The following is a 16,528-nucleotide window of genomic DNA, read 5'->3' as shown; positions in this document are numbered from 1 at the left end:
CGTCACGCGGCAGGGGGTACGGCACGATGGGCGCCCGGACCGTCGTACGACCGAGAGGAACCCCATGCCCGCGGCCCCGAAGCCCGAGATCCTGGCCGCGTTCGAGGCGGCGAAGGGGTTCATGCCCGCCGGCGAGGGCCTGGCCCTGTACGCGGCGGCCGTGGAGGCCGGGCGGCTGGGGCTGCCGCTGCTGGAGGTCGGCACGTACTGCGGGCGCTCCACGATCCTGCTCGCCGACGCGGCCCGGCAGGCGGGGGTCAGCGCCCTCACCGTGGACCACCACCGCGGCAGCGAGGAGCAGCAGCCGGGCTGGGAGTACCACGACCCGGAGACGGTCGACCCCGAGACCGGCCTGATGGACACGCTGCCCACGTTCCGCCGGACGCTGCACCGGGCGGGCCTGGAGGAGCACGTGGTGGCGCTGGTCGGACGGTCCCCGCAGATCGCCGGGTTCTGGCGGACGCCGCTGGGGTTCGTCTTCATCGACGGCGGCCACACCGACGAGCACGCCACCGCCGACTACGAGGGCTGGGCCCCGCACGTCGCCGAGGGCGGACTGCTCCTCATCCACGACGTGTTCCCCGAGCCGGAGGACGAGTTCACCGGTCAGGCGCCCTACCGCGTGTACCTGCGGGCGCTGGCCTCCGGCGCGTTCACCGAGGTCTCGGCGACGGACTCGCTGCGGGTCCTGCGGCGCACCGGCCCCGGCATCTGACGCACCGGCACCCCGGCCCCGCGGTGTGGGCCGGGGTCCCGCTCACGGACGCGGGCCGGGGGTCCGGCGGCGCACCGGCCCGGGCGGGTGAGGGAACGGCTGGGCGGGTGAACCACCCCCGGCAGGCCCCCGCCCGGTCGGCCCACGGGCGGCGTGGCGCGACGGCGCCCGGCCGCCGCTGCCCCGAGATTCGGGCGCGTGGCCCACACCTTCGAAGAGCTCGTGGAGAAGCAGCGCGCGGCGGACGAGGCGTACGCGCGCGTACGTCATCTGCAGGACGCGTACGGCCCGCCCACCCAGACCAAGTGGAGCGAACAGCAGACCACCACCTGGGAGACGGCCTGGCGCGCCTGGCGCGACCTCGCCCGGGACGTGCAGGCGGCGGTGACCGCGTACGCCAAGCAGGAGGACACCCCGCGCACGGAGATCGAGGCCCGGGTGAAGGAGGCGGTGCGGCACGGCGACGAGGGCGGCAACTCCGGGTAGCGGCCCCGCGCCGGGTCTCGCTCCGCCCGCCCGCCCCCGCGCACGGCCGCTAGGGTGGCAGCGTGTCGTACGCAGGCCCGGAATTCGAACCGTCCCCGCCCCGCCGCCCCCGCCGCGGCCCCCTGACCGTGGCGCTCGCCGCGCTGGTGCCGGGGGCGCTGCTCGGCTGGCTGGTGTACGAGACGGTCGGCGGCTCCGGCGGCGGTGACGACCGGGGCCGCGCGGACGTGCGCTCCTCCTCCCCCGCCGTGTCGCAAGCGCCGTCCGACGACGCCAAGCAGCCGGGCGCCTCGCCGTCGCCCACGCCGTCCGCCACGGCGTCCGCCCCCGCCGTCTCCGGGCCGCTCGAGGGCAAGGTCGTCGTCATCGACCCGGGGCACAACCCGGGCAACTTCCGGCACGCCGCCGAGATCAACCGCCAGGTCGACATCGGCACCAACCGCAAGGAGTGCGACACCACCGGTACCTCCACCAACGCCGGTTACACCGAGGCCGAGTTCACCCTCGACGTGGCGCACCGGCTGCGCGCACTGCTCCAGGAGCAGGGCGCCACGGTGAAGCTGACGCAGGACGCGGACCGGCCGTTCGGGCCGTGCGTGGACGAACGGGCCCGGATCGGCAACGAGGCGAAGGCCGACGCGGTGGTCTCGATCCACGCGGACGGCTCGGGTGCCGGGAACCGCGGCTTCCACGTGATCCTGCCCGGCTCGGTCCACGCGGGCGCCGCGGACACCCGGGCGATCGTGGGCCCCTCCCGCGAACTCGGCGAGCGCGTCGCGGGCCGTTTCGTGGCCGTCACCGGCACCGCCCCCTCCAACTACATCGGCGACGGCGGCGGCCTCGTCACGCGCGAGGACCTGGGCGGTCTCAATCTGTCAACGGTTCCGAAGGTGTTCATCGAGTGCGGCAACATGCGCGATAGCAAGGACGCGGCGCTGCTCACCAGTGGCGCCTGGCGGCAGAAGGCCGCGCGGGGGATCTCCGAAGGAATCGTGGGCTTCCTGCGCGGGTAGGCGCGGACCGGAAGATCCCGGCGGACACGCCGACCGGGCGGACGATAGGGTCCTCCTTACGATGAGGGGCCACCCCTGCGCTTCACACCGGGGCCCGACGGCGGCCCGGTGACAGCGACGCCTCTATTGACGACGAGACGACCTACGAAGGACCTGAAGTGAATATCCGCTCCCTCACTCGGGGCGACGGCGTGGTGATCGGAGCAGCGGTGTTGCTGTTGATCGCGTCGTTCCTCGACCTCTACTCCTTCGACAATGTCCCCGACAGCGTCGACCTCCCGAGCCTGTGGGGCAGCGGCCCGGTCGTGTTCGGCGTCGTGCTGGCCGGGATCATCGGTGCCGCGCTCGTCGTCGTCGCCCGGGGTCTGCCGCAGGCGCCGAAGGTCGCGGGGCTGGACCTCGGCCAGTTCGGCGTCGCGTTCACGGTGTTCGCCGCGTGGTGCGCGCTGGGCAACATCGTCGACGCGCCGAGCGGCTACGACAACATCGGTGACTTCGGCGAGTCCAACGCCCCCGGCCCCGGCATCGGCATGATCCTCGCTCTCGTCGCGACGCTTCTGCTGGCCGCCGCCGCCGTCGCCACGCCCCTGGTCCCGGCCCTCAAGGGCTCGCTCGTACCGGCCCCGCGTCCGGCCGCCCCGCAGCCCTACGGCGCGCAGCCGCCCGGTGGTTACGGCTACCCGGGCGCGCAGCAGCCGGGCGGCTACGGCCACCCGCAGCCGGGTCAGCAGCAGTCCGGGCAGCCGTTCGGCGGCCAGCCCCAGCAGGCGCAGGCCCAGCCGCAGCCCCCGGCCGGGGACTTCTCGCCGTTCTGGTTCGCCGTGCCGGTGCCGCGTCCGCTGTTCGCCGAGGACGGCTCCCCGACGCCGATCGCCGAACTCGCCCCCGGCACCTGGTACCTGGCGGTCGAGCAGCGCGGCCAGGCCCTGGTCGCCCAGACGCAGGACGGCCGCCGGGGCGTCCTGCAGGACACCTCGGGCATCCAGCGCGGCTGAGCCGCACGGACCGCACACGGCCCCTCGCCCTCCCGGGCGGGGGCCGTCGCCGTTGCCCGGCCGCACCTGAACTGCTGAGCGAATCCCCGGGTTTCATCCATGGTTCGGGGGCAAGACGGGAGTCATGTCCCCTCGATATCGCAACGGCTCGAGCGCCGGCACGGCCATCGCGGTCGTCGCCGACATCATGGCCCTCATCCTGGGCCTGTGGATCCTGATGTATCTCCTGGACGCCAACCAGGGCAACAGTTTCGTCCAGTTCATCCACGACTGCGCCCGTGTGCTGGCGGGCTGGTCCCACGACCTCTTCACGTTCGACGAGGCCTGGGCCCGGGTCGTGGCGGGTTACGGGCTGGCGGCGGTGGTCTACCTGTTCGTGGGCCACGCGATCGCCAACCGGGTGCACCGGCACTGACGCCCTCGGGGCGCGGGGACCTGCGCGACCCGTCGCGCACGACCCGCGCCCTCGCGGCCGACGGGGCCGGCGGACTCTAGGAGCAGCAGTCCGACTCGAGCCCGGCCGGCAGTTCCGTGCCGCCGAACACCTGGCAGGTCGCCTCGTGCCCGCCCAGCGCGGCCACGGCGAGCAGCAGCGACCCCGCCGTCCAGGTGGTGAGTTCCCGCGGCCAGACGGCGTCGTCGTCGAAGACGTACCCGGTCCAGTACAGGCCGCTGTCCTCGTCCCGCAGGTGCTGGATGGACTGCAGGATCTCCAGGGCCCGGTCGGACTCCCCCGTCGCCCAGAGCGCGAGCGCCAGTTCGGCGGACTCGCCGCCCGTCACCCACGGGTTGGGCACCACGCAGCGCACGCCCAGGCCCGGGACGACGAACCGGTCCCAGCCCTCCTCGATGCGGGCCTTGGCCTGCGCGCCGGTCAGCGCGCCGCCCAGCACGGGGTAGTACCAGTCCATCGAGTAGCGGTCCTTGTCCAGGAACCGCTCGGGGTGGTGCCGCAGGGCGTGCCGCAGCGCGCCGACGGCCAACTCCCAGTCCGGTTGGGCCTCCTCGCGCTGCTCGGCGATGGCCAGGGCGCAGCGCAGGGCGTGGTGGATCGAGGAGCAGCCCGTCAGCAGGGCGTCGGCCGTGGGCGTGCCGTCGTCGTCGCGCCGCCAGCCGATCTGCCCGCCCGGCTGCTGCAGGCGCAGCACGAACTCCACCGCCGCGTACACCGCCGGCCACATCCGCTCCAGGAACGTGTCGTCTCCGGTGGACAGGTAGTGGTGCCAGACGCCGACGGCTATGTAGGCGACGAAGTTGGTCTCCCGGCCCCGGTCGGTGACGTCGGCGAAGTCGCCGTCGGCGTAGGCCGCGTACCAGGAGCCGTCGTCGTTCTGGTGCCGGGCCAGCCACAGGTAGGCGCGTTCGGCGGCTTCGTGCTCACCGGCGGTGTCCAGGGCCATGGCGGCCTCGACGTGGTCCCAGGGGTCCAGGTGGTGACCGCGGAACCAGGGGATCGCGCCGTCCTCGCGCTGCACGGCGAGAACGCCGGCGACGGTCGCGGCGGCCTCCGCCGCGGTGAGGACCCCGGGCAGGACCAGGTGCTCCGTCCGGGGAGTGGTCACGCGACGTCCGCCCCGGTCCCGGCCGTGCGCGGCAGGTGCGGTTTGGTGGCGTAGGCCACGAAGCTCTTGCCGATCAGCGGGTTCAGCGCCTGCTCGGCGACCCGGGTGGCCAGCGGCTTCTTCATGATGTCCCAGACCAGCAGCTTGTGGTACGCACGTACCGGCAGCGCCTTGTCGTTGTCGACGCCGAACGCGCACTTCAGCCACCAGTAGGGCGAGTGCAGGGCGTGGGCGTGGTGGGTGCCGTAGGGCTTCAGGCCGGCCTCGCGGATCTTCCGCAGCAGCTCGTCCGCGCGGTAGATGCGGATGTGGCCGCCCTCGACCTCGTGGTAGGCGTCGGACAGGGCCCAGCAGACCTTCTCGGGGCCGTAGCGCGGGACGGTGACGGCGATGCGGCCGCCGGGCCTGAGCACGCGCACCATCTCGGCGAGGACGCCCTTGTCGTCCGGGATGTGCTCCATCACCTCGGAGATGATGACGACGTCGAAGGACTCGTCGGGGAAGGGCAGGGCGAGGGCGTCGCCCTCCATGGCCGTGGCGGTGGCGCCCTCGGGGGCCTCGCCGGCCTCCTTCATCGCCGCGAACCACTTGGCGACCTCGCGGATCTCCTCGGCGTTCCGGTCCAGGGCCACGACCTGCGCGCCGCGCCGGTAGCACTCGAACGCGTGCCGGCCGGCCCCGCAGCCGAGGTCCAGGACGCGGTCGCCCGGCGCGAGCGGGAACCGGGAGAAGTCGACGGTCAGCACGTGGCCCTGCTTTCGGAGTTGACGCCTGCTACATCTGTCGCCGCCGCGGACGCGGCTGCCCCGGCAGCGGTGGTCCCGGCACCGGCCGGGGAGCCCGCGCCGGTCGGGACGGGACGGGTCGGCCGGTGCGCGCCGTTGCCGGGGCCGCCGGCGCGGTCGATGGCCTCGCGGTAGCGGGCCACGGTGCCCTGTGCGGCTCTGGCCCAGGTGAAGTGGCGGAGCACGCGTTCGCGTCCGGCCCCGCCGAGGCGGGCCCGCAGGTCCGCGTCGCCGAGCAGGCGGACCAGGCCCGCGGCCAGCGCGCCCGCGTCGCCCGGCGGTACCGCCAGGCACGTCTCGCCGTCGCGGCCGGCCACCTCGGGGATGGCCCCGCCGGTCGTGGCCAGCAGCGGCGTGCCGGTCGCCATCGCCTCGGCGGCCGGCAGGGAGAAGCCCTCGTAGAGCGACGGGACGCATGCGACCTGCGCCGAGCGCACGAGGTCGACCAGTTCCGCGTCGGAGATGCCCTTGACGAACTCGACGGCGCCGTCCAGGCCGTAGCGCTCCATGGCCTGGGCGACGGGGCCCTCGGCCGGGCGCTTGCCGACGACGACCAGGTGGGCCTGCGGGTGCTCGGTGCGCACCTTGGCCAGTGCCTCGACGAGGTGCACCAAGCCCTTCAGCGGCACGTCCGCGCTGGAGGTGGTCACGATCCGGCCCGGGACGACCGGCACGGACGGGTCCGGCGAGAACAGGTCGGTGTCGGCGCCGATGTGCACGACGTGGATCCGGTCCTGGCGCACCCTCAGGTGGTCGACGATCTCCTGGCGGGACGTGCCGGAGACGGTCAGCACGGACGGCAGGCGCCGCGCCACCCGCTTCTGCATGCGCGTGAAGGCGTACCAGCGCCGCACCGACAGGCGCCGCCGCCAGCCGTCGGCCGCGTCCAGCTCCAGCTGCCGGTCGACGGTGATGGGGTGGTGGATGGTGGTCACCAGGGGGGCGCCGACGTCGCCCAGCAGGCCGTAGCCGAGGGTCTGGTTGTCGTGGACGACGTCGAACTCGCCGCGGCGGGCGCGCAGGTGGCGGCGGGCGCGCAGCGAGAACGTCAGGGGCTCGGGGAAGCCGCCGGTCCACATGGTCCCGACCTCGAGCGCGTCGATCCAGTCGCGGTACTCGTCGCGGCCCGGGGTGCGGAAGGGGTCCGGCTGGCGGTACAGGTCGAGGCTGGGCAGCTCGGTGAGGCTCAGACCGTCGTACCCCTCGTCCAGGACGGGGTAGGGCTGGGAGCCGATGACCTCGACGCGGTGGCCGAGGCGGGCCAGTTCCCGCGAGAGGTGGCGGACGTAGACGCCCTGGCCGCCGCAGAACGGGTTCCCTTTGTAGGTGAGGAGCGCGATGCGGAGCGGTCGCAAGCCGTCGGCGGCCGGGTCCTGCGGGGCCCCGGCCTGACTGGCCTCAGCGGTCACCCTGGGCCCCCTTCTCCCTGCACTGTCCCGCGAGATTACGCCGGGACGCTAATCTAGAACAAGTTTCAGACTTGATCGTTCGGAGGCTCCGAATCTACCGGCAGGTAGGGGCGCTGTGAGCAGTGGATCAGGTGATTCACGCCACGACCGGTGCCGTGCCATGCTGTGTGATCACCCGTCCTCACGGACGGTCACGGAACGGGACCGGCACATCCCGCAGGAGCCGAGGTGAGCGCCCAGGTGAACAAGGTGGCCAAGGCGGACCCCGCGGCCGCGGCCCTCGCCGCCCCGCCCCTGACGGAGCGGCAGGAGGCCCGCCGCCGCCGCATCCTGCACGCGAGCGCCCAACTGGCCGTCCGGGGCGGCTTCGACGCCGTGCAGATGCGCGAGGTCGCGGAGTCCTCCCAGGTAGCGCTCGGCACGCTCTACCGGTACTTCCCCTCCAAGATCCACCTGCTGGTCGCCACGATGCAGGACCAGTTGGAGCGCATGCACGGCACGCTCCGCAGGAGGCCGCCGCAGGGCGAGACGGCGGCCGGGCGGGTCGCCGAGACGCTGATGCGGGCCTTCCGGGCGCTGCAGCGCGAGCCCCAGCTGGCCGACGCGATGGTCCGGGCCCTCACCTTCGCCGACCGCAGCGTGAGCCCCGAGGTCGACCAGGTCTCCCGGCAGACCACGGCGATCATCCTGGACGCGATGGGCCAGGAGGACCCGACGCCCGAGCAGCTCTCCGCGGTCCGGGTCATCGAGCACACCTGGCACTCGGCGCTGATCACCTGGCTGTCGGGGCGCGCCTCCATCGCCCAGGTCAGGGTCGACATCGAGACGGCGTGCCGCCTGATCGACCTGACGGCCCCGGACCGCTCCTGACCCCTGCCCACGGGTCCCTCACCCGTCGGGGACGCCTTGTGACGGGCGGGTACAGTAAGCGGGTCGTCATCACACCGTACGGGGGGAAGCCGGTGCAATTCCGGCGCTGACCCGCAACCGTGAACCGTCGCCCGGACGGTGAGCCGGATCGCCGCGTACGGTTCGTGACCGGCTCGCGTGCCCGGCAGTCCGCCGGTGCACGGCACCGTCGAGGTATACGGAGCCGAGCCGCCGGGGTGTCCCGTGCCGCCCGGCTCCCCCACAGGGAGAGGCACCCGCCGATCATGAACGTCCGCCGCAGCGCCGCGGTCCTGGCCGCCGTCGCCGTGATCGGCGCCGCCACCCCGGCCGCCGCCGACCCGTCCCCCTCGCCGTCCCAGGCGTTCCCCTCCGCGCTGTACGGCGACAAGGACCCGACGTACGACGGTGTCTGGCGCCAGTCGCTCGCGCTGCTCGCGCAGGACACGGTGGGGGTGAAGCCCGCGGCCAAGTCGGTGCAGTGGCTGGTGCGCCAGCAGTGCGCCGACGGCGGCTTCGCCGCCTACCGCGCCGACCCGGCCACCGCCTGTGACGGCAAGACCATGCTCGACACCAACGCCACCTCCGCCGCCGTGCAGGCCCTCGCCGCGCTCGGCGGGCACGACGAGGTCACCGGCAAGGCCGTCGGCTGGCTGAAGTCCGTCCAGAACGAGGACGGCGGCTGGGGCTACGCGCCCGGCGGCGCCAGCGACACCAACTCGACGTCGGTCGTCATCGGCGCCCTGGCCGCCGTCGGCGAGCAGCCGGACCGCGTCGAGAAGGGCGGGAAGTCGCCCTACGACGCGCTGCTGAAGCTCGCCCTGCCCTGCGGCGGGGACGATGACGGCGCGTTCGCGTTCCAGCCGGACAAGAAGGGCGAGCTGGTCGCCAACGCCGACGCCACGGCCGCCGGGGTGCTCGGCGCGCTCGGCAAGGGCATGGTGACGCGGGCCGGTGCGAAGAAGTCCGCCACGGACTGCGCGAAGCCGGGCACGCCCGGGCAGGCGGCGGCCAACGGGGCCGGCTACCTCACGGCCGCGCTGGCCGCGGACGGCGACCACCTGATGTCCGCCCTGCCCGGCGCCGAACCGCAGCCCGACGTCGGCAACACCGCCGACGCGGTCGTCGCGCTCGCCGCGCACGGCGACACCGGGGAGGCCGGGAAGTCCGTGCGGTGGCTGGAGAAGAACTCCGCCACCTGGGCCGCGCAGAACGGCCCCGCCGCCTACGCCCAGCTGATCTTCGCCGCGCACGCGACGGGCACGGACCCGCGCGACTTCGGCGGCGCCGACCTGGTGAAGCAGCTGAACGCCACCGGCCCGGCCCCGCAGGCCGCCGCCGCGAAGGCGGACGGGCGAGACGGCGAGGACGAGAAGAAGGACTCGGACTCGGTGTTCGGCGTCTGGTGGTACGTCGGCGTCTGCCTGGTCGCCGGCATCGGCATCGGCTTCCTGTTCAGCAGCGGCCGCCGGAAGAAGCAGCAGCCGTGATCCGCCGGGCCCTGCTGCTGCTCCTGGCCGCGCTCCTGCCGCTTGTGGGCGGCACCGGTCAGGCCCAGGCCGCCGGCTACCGCTACTGGTCCTTCTGGGAGCGCGACGGCGACCGCTGGGTGTACGCCACCCAGGGGCCGTCCACGACCCGGCCCTCGGACGGCGACGTGCAGGGCTTCCGCTTCGCGGTGAGCGAGGACTCGGCGGACGCGACCCGGCCGCGCGGCGCGGCCCGCTTCGACACGGTCTGCGCGCGGACGCCGGCCGAGGAGGGCACCAAGCGCGTCGCCCTCGTCCTCGACTTCGGCACGGCCGCCGACGCCCCCGACGGCGAGCGTCCGCCGCCCGCCCGCACGGCCTGCGCCCGGGTCTCTCCCGACGCGACCACCGCCGAGGCCCTGGCCGCGGTGGCCGGGCCGCTGCGCTACGGCAGCGACGCCCTCCTGTGCGCGATCGCCGGCTACCCGGCGAAGGGCTGCGGCGAACAGGTCGCGCAGCGCCCGGACCCGTCGGCGGACGGCGGGGAACCCCCGCAGGAGACCGGCGAGGAAGGCGGCACGTCCGGCGGCGGCCCGTCCCTGGGGCTGGCCGCCGGCATCGCGGTGGTGGTGATCCTGGGGGGAGCGGCCGTCTGGCAGGTACGCCGGCGTGGCTAGCACGACCCCGCCGCAGGGACGCCCGGCCACCCTGCACCCCGGTGCCTGGTGGCTGTGGGCCCTCGCCCTGGGCACCGCGGCCACCCGCACCGCCAACCCCCTGCTGCTCGCCCTCCTGGTCACCGTCTCCGCCTACGTCGTCGCCGCCCGCCGCCCCGACACGCCCTGGTCCCGCTCCTACGGCGCCTTCGTCAAGCTCGCCCTGGCCGTGCTGCTGGTCCGGCTGTTCTTCGCGACGGTCCTCGGCTCCCCGATCCCGGGCACGCACACCCTGTTCACGCTGCCCGAAGCCGGCCTGCCCGCATGGGCGCAGGGCATCCGCCTCGGCGGCAGGGTGACGGCGGAGGCCTTGGTCTTCGCGCTGTACGACGGTCTGCGGCTGGCCACTCTGCTGATCTGCGTCGGCGCCGCGAACGCCCTCGCGAACCCCGCCCGTCTCCTCAAGTCCCTGCCGGGCGCGCTGTACGAGATGGGCGTGGCGGTCGTCGTCGCGCTCACCTTCGCGCCGAACCTCATCGCCGACGTGCAGCGGTTGCGCGCCGCCCGCAGGCTGCGCGGCCGTCCGGACAGGGGCGTCCGGGGCCTGCTGCAGGTGGGCCTGCCGGTGCTGGAGGGGGCCCTGGAGCGTTCCGTCGCCCTGGCCGCCGCGATGGACGCCCGCGGCTACGGCCGTACCGCGCGGGTCCCCGACGGGGTACGGCGGACCACCGCCGCCCTGACCCTGGGCGGACTGCTCGGCGTGTGCGCCGGGACGTACGGGCTGCTCACGGCCGAGGGCGGCTCCTACGGCGTGCCCGTCCTGGCCGTCGGCTGCGCCGCCGCCCTCGCGGGGCTGCGGCTCGGTGGCCGCCGCTCCCTGCGCACCCGATACCGCCCGGACCGCTGGGACGTGCGCGCCGGGCTGGTCGTGGCCTCCGGCGTGGCCGTCGCCGCCCTCCTCACGCTCGCCTCCGTCCGCGATCCCGCGGCGCTGCGGCCCGGTGTGGTCCCCCTCGTGGCGCCGACGCTCCCCCTCTGGCCCGCCGCGGCGATCCTGCTCGGTCTGCTGCCCGCGTTCGTCGCCCCCGACCCGAAGGAGCCTTCGTGATCCGCTTCGAGGACGTCTCCGTGACCTACGACGGGGCCGCCGAACCCACGGTCCGGGGCGTCGACTTCGAGGTCCCCGAGGGCGAGCTGGTCCTGCTGGCCGGCCCGTCCGGCGTCGGCAAGTCGACCGTGCTGGGCGCGGTCAGCGGGCTCGTCCCGCACTTCACCGGCGGCACGCTGCGCGGCCGGGTCACGGTCGCCGGGCGCGACACCCGCACCCACAAGCCGCGCGAACTGGCCGACGTGGTGGGCACGGTCGGCCAGGACCCGCTGTCCCACTTCGTCACGGACACCGTCGAGGACGAACTCGCCTACGGCATGGAGTCGCTGGGCCTCGCCCCGGACGTGATGCGCCGCCGCGTCGAGGAGACCCTGGACCTGCTGGGCCTGACCGGTCTGCGCGACCGCTCGATCGCCACGCTCTCCGGCGGCCAGCAGCAGCGGGTGGCGATCGGCTCGGTGCTGACCCCGCACCCGGACGTCCTCGTCCTGGACGAGCCGACCTCCGCGCTCGACCCGGCCGCGGCCGAGGAGGTCCTGGCCGTCCTGCAGCGACTGGTGCACGACCTCGGCACCACGGTCCTCATGGCCGAACACCGCCTGGAACGCGTCGTCCAGTACGCCGACCGGGTCGTGCTGCTGCCGGGCCCGGGGGCCGCGCCCGTACTGGGCACCCCGGCCGAGGTGATGGCCGTGTCGCCGGTGTACCCGCCGGTGGTGGCCCTGGGCCGCCTGGCGGACTGGTCCCCGCTGCCCCTGACGGTCCGCGACGCCCGCCGCCGGGCGGCCCCGCTGCGCGACCGGCTCGCCGGCGCGCCCCCGGCGGGCAGGGGCCCGGAGGATCAGCCCCGCCGAGCCGTCGTCCGCACCACCGAGCCCGCCGCCCCCGGCCGCCGCCCCTGGTTCCGTCGCAACCGCCCGGCCCTCGCCGCGAAGGACGCCGGGCACGCCGCAGAAGTCCGGGAGCTGGCCGTCACCCGGGGCCGTGTCCGGGCCCTGCGCCACGTCGACCTCACCGTCGACCCGGGCGAGACGATCGCCCTCATGGGCCGCAACGGCGCCGGGAAGTCGACGCTGCTCAACTCCCTGGTCGGGCTGGTCGCCCCCACCTCTGGGACGGTCCTGGTCGACGGCGCGACGCCCCACCGGACGGCACCGAGGGACCTCGTCCGCAAGGTCGGGCTGGTACCGCAGGAGCCGCGCGACCTGCTCTACGCCGACACCGTCGCCGCCGAGTGCGCGGCGGCCGACCAGGACGCGGGCGCGGCCTCCGGCACCTGCCGGGCCCTGGTCGGCGACCTGCTCCCGGGTGTCGCCGACGGCACCCACCCCCGGGACCTGTCCGAGGGGCAGCGGCTCGCGCTGGCCCTGGCGGTCGTGCTGACCGCCCGGCCCCCACTGCTGCTGCTGGACGAGCCGACCCGCGGCCTGGACTACGCGGCGAAGGCCCGGCTGGCCACGGTGCTGCGGACCTTGGCCGCCGAGGGCCACGCCCTCGTGCTGGCCACGCACGACGTGGAACTGGCCGCCGAGATCGCCCACCGGGTGGTGCTGCTCGCGGAGGGCGAGGTCATCGCCGACGGCCCGACGGCGGACGTGGTGGTGTCCTCGCCGTCCTTCGCCCCGCAGGTGACGAAGATCCTCGCCCCGCAGCACTGGCTCACCGTCTCCCAGGTCCGCGCGGCCCTCGCCGGGACCGGCCGATGAGCGCCCGTACGACCGCCCCCACCCGGCCCGCGCCCCGGCGCCGGGCCCGGGCCGTCCGCCTCGGCCCCCGCTCCCTCGCCGCACTGATCCTGGTCAGCGCGGTGGGGGTCGCCGCCTTCGGCTGGCCCTTCCTGGCCCCGCCCACCTCGAAGCTCGGCGCGCACGCGCAGGACGCGCCCTGGCTGTTCGCGGGGCTGCTGGTGCTGCTCGTGGCCGTGGTGGGCGCGTCGATCGCGGAATCGGGCCTCGGCCCGAAGGCGGTCGCGATGCTCGGGGTGCTCGCCGCGACGGGGGCGGCCCTGCGGCCGATCGGCGCCGGTACGGCCGGTATCGAGCCGATGTTCTTCCTGATGGTGCTCAGCGGCCGGGTCCTCGGCCCTGGCTTCGGGTTCGTCCTCGGCGCGGTGACGATGTTCGCGTCCGCGCTGCTCACGGGCGGGGTCGGGCCGTGGCTGCCGTTCCAGATGCTGTCGATGGGCTGGTTCGCGATGGGCGCGGGACTGCTGCCCGGCCAGGACCGCCTGCGCGGCCGGGCCGAACTGGCGCTGCTCGCCGTGTACGGCTTCGTCGCCGCGTTCGCCTACGGCACGATCATGAACATGGCCGGGTGGCCCTTCATGGGGACGCTCGCCTCGAACGTGGCCTTCGACCCCGACGCGCCGGTCGCCACGAATCTGGCCCGCTTCTTCGCCTACTGCGTGGCGACCTCCCTCGGCTGGGACCTGGGCCGGGCCGCCGTCACGGTCGTCCTGACCCTGGTGCTCGGCCCGGCGGTCCTCAAGGCCCTGCGCAGAGCCACGCGGCGGGCGGCCTTCGAGGCACCGGTCACGTTCGAGGCGCCCGGGCCGGACGGTGGGCGTGACACCCCCCACATGACCGGCGTCACGTACGAAGCGGGGCCGTAGCGCAAGGCTGTGGTGAAACGCGGGGGGCTTCGGCGGATATGCGGCCGGGCGTAGTAGAGGGGCCCTTTGCACGCACCCGACCGGGCCTGTTTCGGTGGACGACCGCGTCGCGTTCGGCAGTGTGCGCGGCGCCCGGGACCGGTCACGAGCCGGTCCCCTCCGACCGGAGGCGGCGGTCCCCTGATCCCCGGGGCCGCCGCCTTCGCCGAATCCGCGGCGCGGTTACTCGGCGGCGGTGGAGGCCCAGTCGACGAACGTGCTGAACGGGACGGGGTGCAGGGTCAGAACCGGCCCGTGCGGGTTCTTGGAGTCGCGCACCGCGACGGTGGCACCAGGGCTTTCGGCGACTTCCACACACTCACCGCCCTGGTCACTGCTGTAGGACGACTTACGCCAGGCCAGGTCCCCGATCGGCGCGCATTCGACGCACTGGCCGCCTTGATCACCGCTGTAGGACGACTTACGCCACTGCATCTCCATAGCGTTCCTCCATCACGCGCCGGATGAGCTCCGCCGTGTCGTTGAGGGACAGCGCGGCGGCCCGCAGGTGATCGTAACGGAGCGAACACTCCCTGACTGTGTCCGGGTTGGCCGTCGGGTGGCCACTGCCGTACCCCTCCGTGTAGACGATGGTGGGATCGCTCGTGAAGCGGTAGACGTCGAATGAGCCTTGCAGTCCGGCATGCGCCCCGACGGACAGCGGCAGCACCTGGATGTTGATCCGCGGGTCGTCCTCGAACGACAACAAATGGGCGAGTTGCTCCCGCATCACCTCCGGTCCGCCGATCTCCAGTTGAAGCGCGGCCTCACTGAGGACCGCCCAGAAGATCGGCGGCTCCCGCTTCTCGAAGACGCGCTGCCGAGCGAGGCGTACCGCTGTCCGGTCCTCGAGGTCGGTCTTGTCCAGCGCGCCGAGCACGGCCTGCGCGTACCCCCGGCTCTGGAGCAGCCCGAGAACCATGTGGGTCTGAAAGGAACAGATTTCGGTGGCCCGCATCTCCAGCTCCGCGACCTGCTGGAACCAGGCGGGGAGCCGGCTGCGCAGCACCAGCTCGACGAGCCGGGAGGAGAGACCGTCCGCGCCCAGTGCCGCATCCGCCCGCTCGCTGAACTCCGGGGTCGGCACCTTCCTGGCCGTCTCGATCTGGCCCACCAGGGAGCCGGTGTAGTTGACGATGTCCCCCAACTGCCGTTGCGTCAGCCCGGCCGCCTCCCGGTGCCGGCGCAACTCGTAGCCGTAGTAGTCGAACGGGGAGGCCCCCGGGTCGAGGGCGTTGATGTGGGTCACGCGCGAAGCCCCTCTCACGCAACTCCGTCCACCACGGGACGCGTTGTATCCGTCCCGTAGCCGAGGGTAGTCACCGCACGTCAGGCTCGTCCCGTGAACGGATACATTCCCGCGCAGTACTCGATGCGCCTCACCGTCGGCGCGCACGCCCCCCGCCATGTGCGCCGTATCGTCCGCTCGTTCCTCGAAGAGTGGGGCGTGGCCGAGCTGTCGGACGCCGTGGAACTGGGCGTGACGGAGCTGCTGGCCAATGTCGTACGGCACGTCCCGGACCGGCGCTGCGCCCTGCTGTTGCTGCGGCAGCGGACCGGCGTACGGGTGGAGGTCACGGACGGGAGCGCCGAACTCCCGCGCACACCGCCCTCCTTGGACGAGGACTCGGAGGGCGGTCGGGGCCTGCTCCTGCTGGAGGCGATGGCCGACAAGTGGGGCGTGTCCCTGTGGGCGGACGGCGGGAAGACGGTGTGGTTCGAGTGCGGAACCTCCACCCCCTGCGGCCCGTCCCCGTCGAGGGCGACGTAGCCGTCAACGGCAGGGACCGGCCCCCCGCCGCACGTACACCACGACCTGCGCCCCGTGCAGCCGCACCCGCTCGCACTCCTGGAAGCGGGTGGCGAGCACACGCCGTTTGACCTCCTCCCGCGCGTACGGGTCGAGCGGCTGACCCGCAGGATCCATGAGCGCGACGACGCGGTCGGAGGACAGGAGGGCCCGGCGGATGGCGGAAGCATCCCGTTCCGTGCCCTGGAGCGTGCGGGAAGGGCCCGGGGGCCGCGCGAGAGCGAGGTCGTCCAGCCGGGCGCGGACCTCGGGGTACGACAGGAGCCACTCCCGGCGCCGGGACGGCATGAACAGCACGCCGTCACCCGGGTGCGTCCGCCGCTCCACCGCGCGGGCCACCGCCGCCACGTCGTCCTTGCGGCTCTCGGGCGAGCGCACCTGCAGCGACCACGGCAACAGCACGGCGACCGCCAGGGCAGCCGCCAGGCAATGCGCCAGGAGCCGGGCCCGCGTAGCCAGTCGTCTGCTCTCCTCAGCCGCCCACGCCAGCGCCGCCCCGGCCGGCAGAGCCAGACCGGTCATGCCGTACAGCACGTACCGGTCGACGTACCAGGGCTTGACGAGGGAGGCCGTCATCAGCAGACCCACCGGGGCGATGAGCAGCGGCAGGGCGACCCGCGTCAGGGCGGGCGCCCCAGGGCGGCCGGTCCGTACGAGGAGGCGGCACAGGACGAACGCCCCGGCCGAGAGCCCCGCGGCCAGCAGCCACGCACCGGCGCTCGGGCGGCCCAGCCAGCCCAGTTGGGCCTCCGCCTGCCCCGCACTGATCACCGCGAGCGGCAACAACCCGACGACCACGGCCGTCCCCGCGATCGCCCAGCGCCGCACGGACCGCCGCTCCGCGCGCGACCACCACAGGGTCAGTCCGTGCGCCGCCAGGGCGAGGACGGCGAACTCGTGGAGCCACGAGGTGAGCCCGAGGAGGAAACCGTACGCCGTCCACCAGGGGCGGTGCGAGCCTGCCAGGGCACGCACCAGGAAG

General features: G+C 74.2%; 18 protein-coding genes. 12 read left to right on the top strand and 6 right to left on the bottom strand.

All coding sequences use genetic code 11. The features are described from left to right. Positions 1–64 precede the first annotated feature (64 nt). From Q5694_RS05285 to Q5694_RS05265, 5 genes are all read left to right on the top strand, one after another. On the top strand, positions 65–715 hold the full coding sequence (locus Q5694_RS05285; protein WP_333930837.1) for a class I SAM-dependent methyltransferase: 651 nt from the start codon (positions 65–67) through the stop codon (positions 713–715). A 198-nt stretch (positions 716–913) separates the two neighbouring features. Beyond that, entirely contained in the window at positions 914–1,201 is a 288-nt protein-coding gene (locus tag Q5694_RS05280; protein WP_333930836.1) for a hypothetical protein, read from the top strand. Positions 1,202–1,263: 62 nt separating this feature from the next. After that, positions 1,264–2,214: an N-acetylmuramoyl-L-alanine amidase gene (locus tag Q5694_RS05275; RefSeq protein WP_333930835.1), complete on the top strand. Its 951-nt coding sequence runs from the start codon at positions 1,264–1,266 to the stop codon at positions 2,212–2,214. 158 nt (positions 2,215–2,372) lie between these two features. After that, positions 2,373–3,209 carry a hypothetical protein gene (locus tag Q5694_RS05270; protein WP_333930834.1) on the top strand — a complete coding sequence of 279 codons (837 nt, stop codon included), beginning with the start codon at positions 2,373–2,375 and terminating at the stop codon, positions 3,207–3,209. Between the two features lie 124 nt (positions 3,210–3,333). Beyond that, the gene (locus tag Q5694_RS05265) at positions 3,334–3,624 is read left to right on the top strand and encodes a hypothetical protein (protein WP_333930833.1); all 291 of its coding nucleotides are present in this window, start codon (positions 3,334–3,336) and stop codon (positions 3,622–3,624) included. Between the two features lie 76 nt (positions 3,625–3,700). Here Q5694_RS05265 and Q5694_RS05260 read toward each other — a convergent pair whose 3' ends face one another. From Q5694_RS05260 to Q5694_RS05250, 3 genes are read right to left on the bottom strand one after another with little or no spacing between them, the layout of a single operon-like run. Next, a complete protein-coding gene (locus tag Q5694_RS05260) occupies positions 3,701–4,771 on the bottom strand; it encodes a prenyltransferase (protein ID WP_333930832.1) in 1,071 nt (356 codons plus the stop codon). Beyond that, complete coding sequence (locus tag Q5694_RS05255; protein WP_333930831.1) at positions 4,768–5,517, bottom strand: class I SAM-dependent methyltransferase; 750 nt, start codon at positions 5,515–5,517, stop codon at positions 4,768–4,770. Before Q5694_RS05255 ends, Q5694_RS05260 begins: the two co-directional genes overlap by 4 nt. Continuing rightward, a complete protein-coding gene (locus tag Q5694_RS05250) occupies positions 5,511–6,965 on the bottom strand; it encodes a glycosyltransferase family 4 protein (RefSeq protein ID WP_333930830.1) in 1,455 nt (484 codons plus the stop codon). Before Q5694_RS05250 ends, Q5694_RS05255 begins: the two co-directional genes overlap by 7 nt. A gap of 228 nt (positions 6,966–7,193) precedes the next feature. Here Q5694_RS05250 and Q5694_RS05245 point away from each other — a divergent pair, with 228 nt between their 5' ends. From Q5694_RS05245 to Q5694_RS05220, 6 genes are all read left to right on the top strand, one after another. Then, the gene (locus tag Q5694_RS05245) at positions 7,194–7,835 is read left to right on the top strand and encodes a TetR family transcriptional regulator (protein WP_443040818.1); all 642 of its coding nucleotides are present in this window, start codon (positions 7,194–7,196) and stop codon (positions 7,833–7,835) included. A 284-nt stretch (positions 7,836–8,119) separates the two neighbouring features. Further along, positions 8,120–9,343, top strand: coding sequence for a prenyltransferase/squalene oxidase repeat-containing protein (locus Q5694_RS05240; protein ID WP_333930829.1), 1,224 nt, complete (start codon positions 8,120–8,122; stop codon positions 9,341–9,343). Next, a complete protein-coding gene (locus Q5694_RS05235; RefSeq protein ID WP_333930828.1) occupies positions 9,340–9,999 on the top strand; it encodes an SCO2322 family protein in 660 nt (219 codons plus the stop codon). The genes Q5694_RS05240 and Q5694_RS05235 overlap by 4 nt, the downstream gene beginning before the upstream one ends. Continuing rightward, positions 9,992–11,086, top strand: coding sequence for an energy-coupling factor transporter transmembrane component T (locus Q5694_RS05230; protein WP_333930827.1), 1,095 nt, complete (start codon positions 9,992–9,994; stop codon positions 11,084–11,086). The genes Q5694_RS05235 and Q5694_RS05230 overlap by 8 nt, the downstream gene beginning before the upstream one ends. Continuing rightward, the gene (locus tag Q5694_RS05225; RefSeq protein ID WP_333930826.1) at positions 11,083–12,792 is read left to right on the top strand and encodes an ABC transporter ATP-binding protein; all 1,710 of its coding nucleotides are present in this window, start codon (positions 11,083–11,085) and stop codon (positions 12,790–12,792) included. Before Q5694_RS05230 ends, Q5694_RS05225 begins: the two co-directional genes overlap by 4 nt. Then, complete coding sequence (locus Q5694_RS05220; RefSeq protein ID WP_333930825.1) at positions 12,789–13,697, top strand: ECF transporter S component; 909 nt, start codon at positions 12,789–12,791, stop codon at positions 13,695–13,697. Before Q5694_RS05225 ends, Q5694_RS05220 begins: the two co-directional genes overlap by 4 nt. A gap of 222 nt (positions 13,698–13,919) precedes the next feature. Here the strand turns inward: Q5694_RS05220 and Q5694_RS05215 are convergent, their stop codons facing one another. Together Q5694_RS05215 and Q5694_RS05210 are read right to left on the bottom strand one after the other, a co-directional pair. Beyond that, positions 13,920–14,177, bottom strand: a complete 258-nt coding sequence (locus Q5694_RS05215) for a DUF397 domain-containing protein (protein WP_333930824.1) — start codon at positions 14,175–14,177, stop codon at positions 13,920–13,922. Then, the gene (locus Q5694_RS05210; RefSeq protein ID WP_333930823.1) at positions 14,158–14,985 is read right to left on the bottom strand and encodes a helix-turn-helix domain-containing protein; all 828 of its coding nucleotides are present in this window, start codon (positions 14,983–14,985) and stop codon (positions 14,158–14,160) included. The genes Q5694_RS05215 and Q5694_RS05210 overlap by 20 nt, the downstream gene beginning before the upstream one ends. Before the next feature lie 93 nt (positions 14,986–15,078). Between Q5694_RS05210 and Q5694_RS05205 the strand changes: the two genes are divergently transcribed. Beyond that, positions 15,079–15,507 carry an ATP-binding protein gene (locus Q5694_RS05205; RefSeq protein ID WP_333930822.1) on the top strand — a complete coding sequence of 143 codons (429 nt, stop codon included), beginning with the start codon at positions 15,079–15,081 and terminating at the stop codon, positions 15,505–15,507. A 3-nt stretch (positions 15,508–15,510) separates the two neighbouring features. On the opposite strand, the gene Q5694_RS05200 is transcribed toward Q5694_RS05205, so the two are convergent. Next, on the bottom strand, positions 15,511–16,521 hold the full coding sequence (locus Q5694_RS05200) for a hypothetical protein (protein ID WP_333930821.1): 1,011 nt from the start codon (positions 16,519–16,521) through the stop codon (positions 15,511–15,513). Positions 16,522–16,528: the final 7 nt, after the last annotated feature.

The sequence above is a fragment of the Streptomyces sp. AHA2 genome, from assembly GCF_036857595.1.
Lineage (GTDB): Bacteria > Actinomycetota > Actinomycetes > Streptomycetales > Streptomycetaceae > Streptomyces.
Note: the sequence above shows the minus strand (reverse complement) of the source record. Positions and strands in the feature narration are given on the sequence as shown.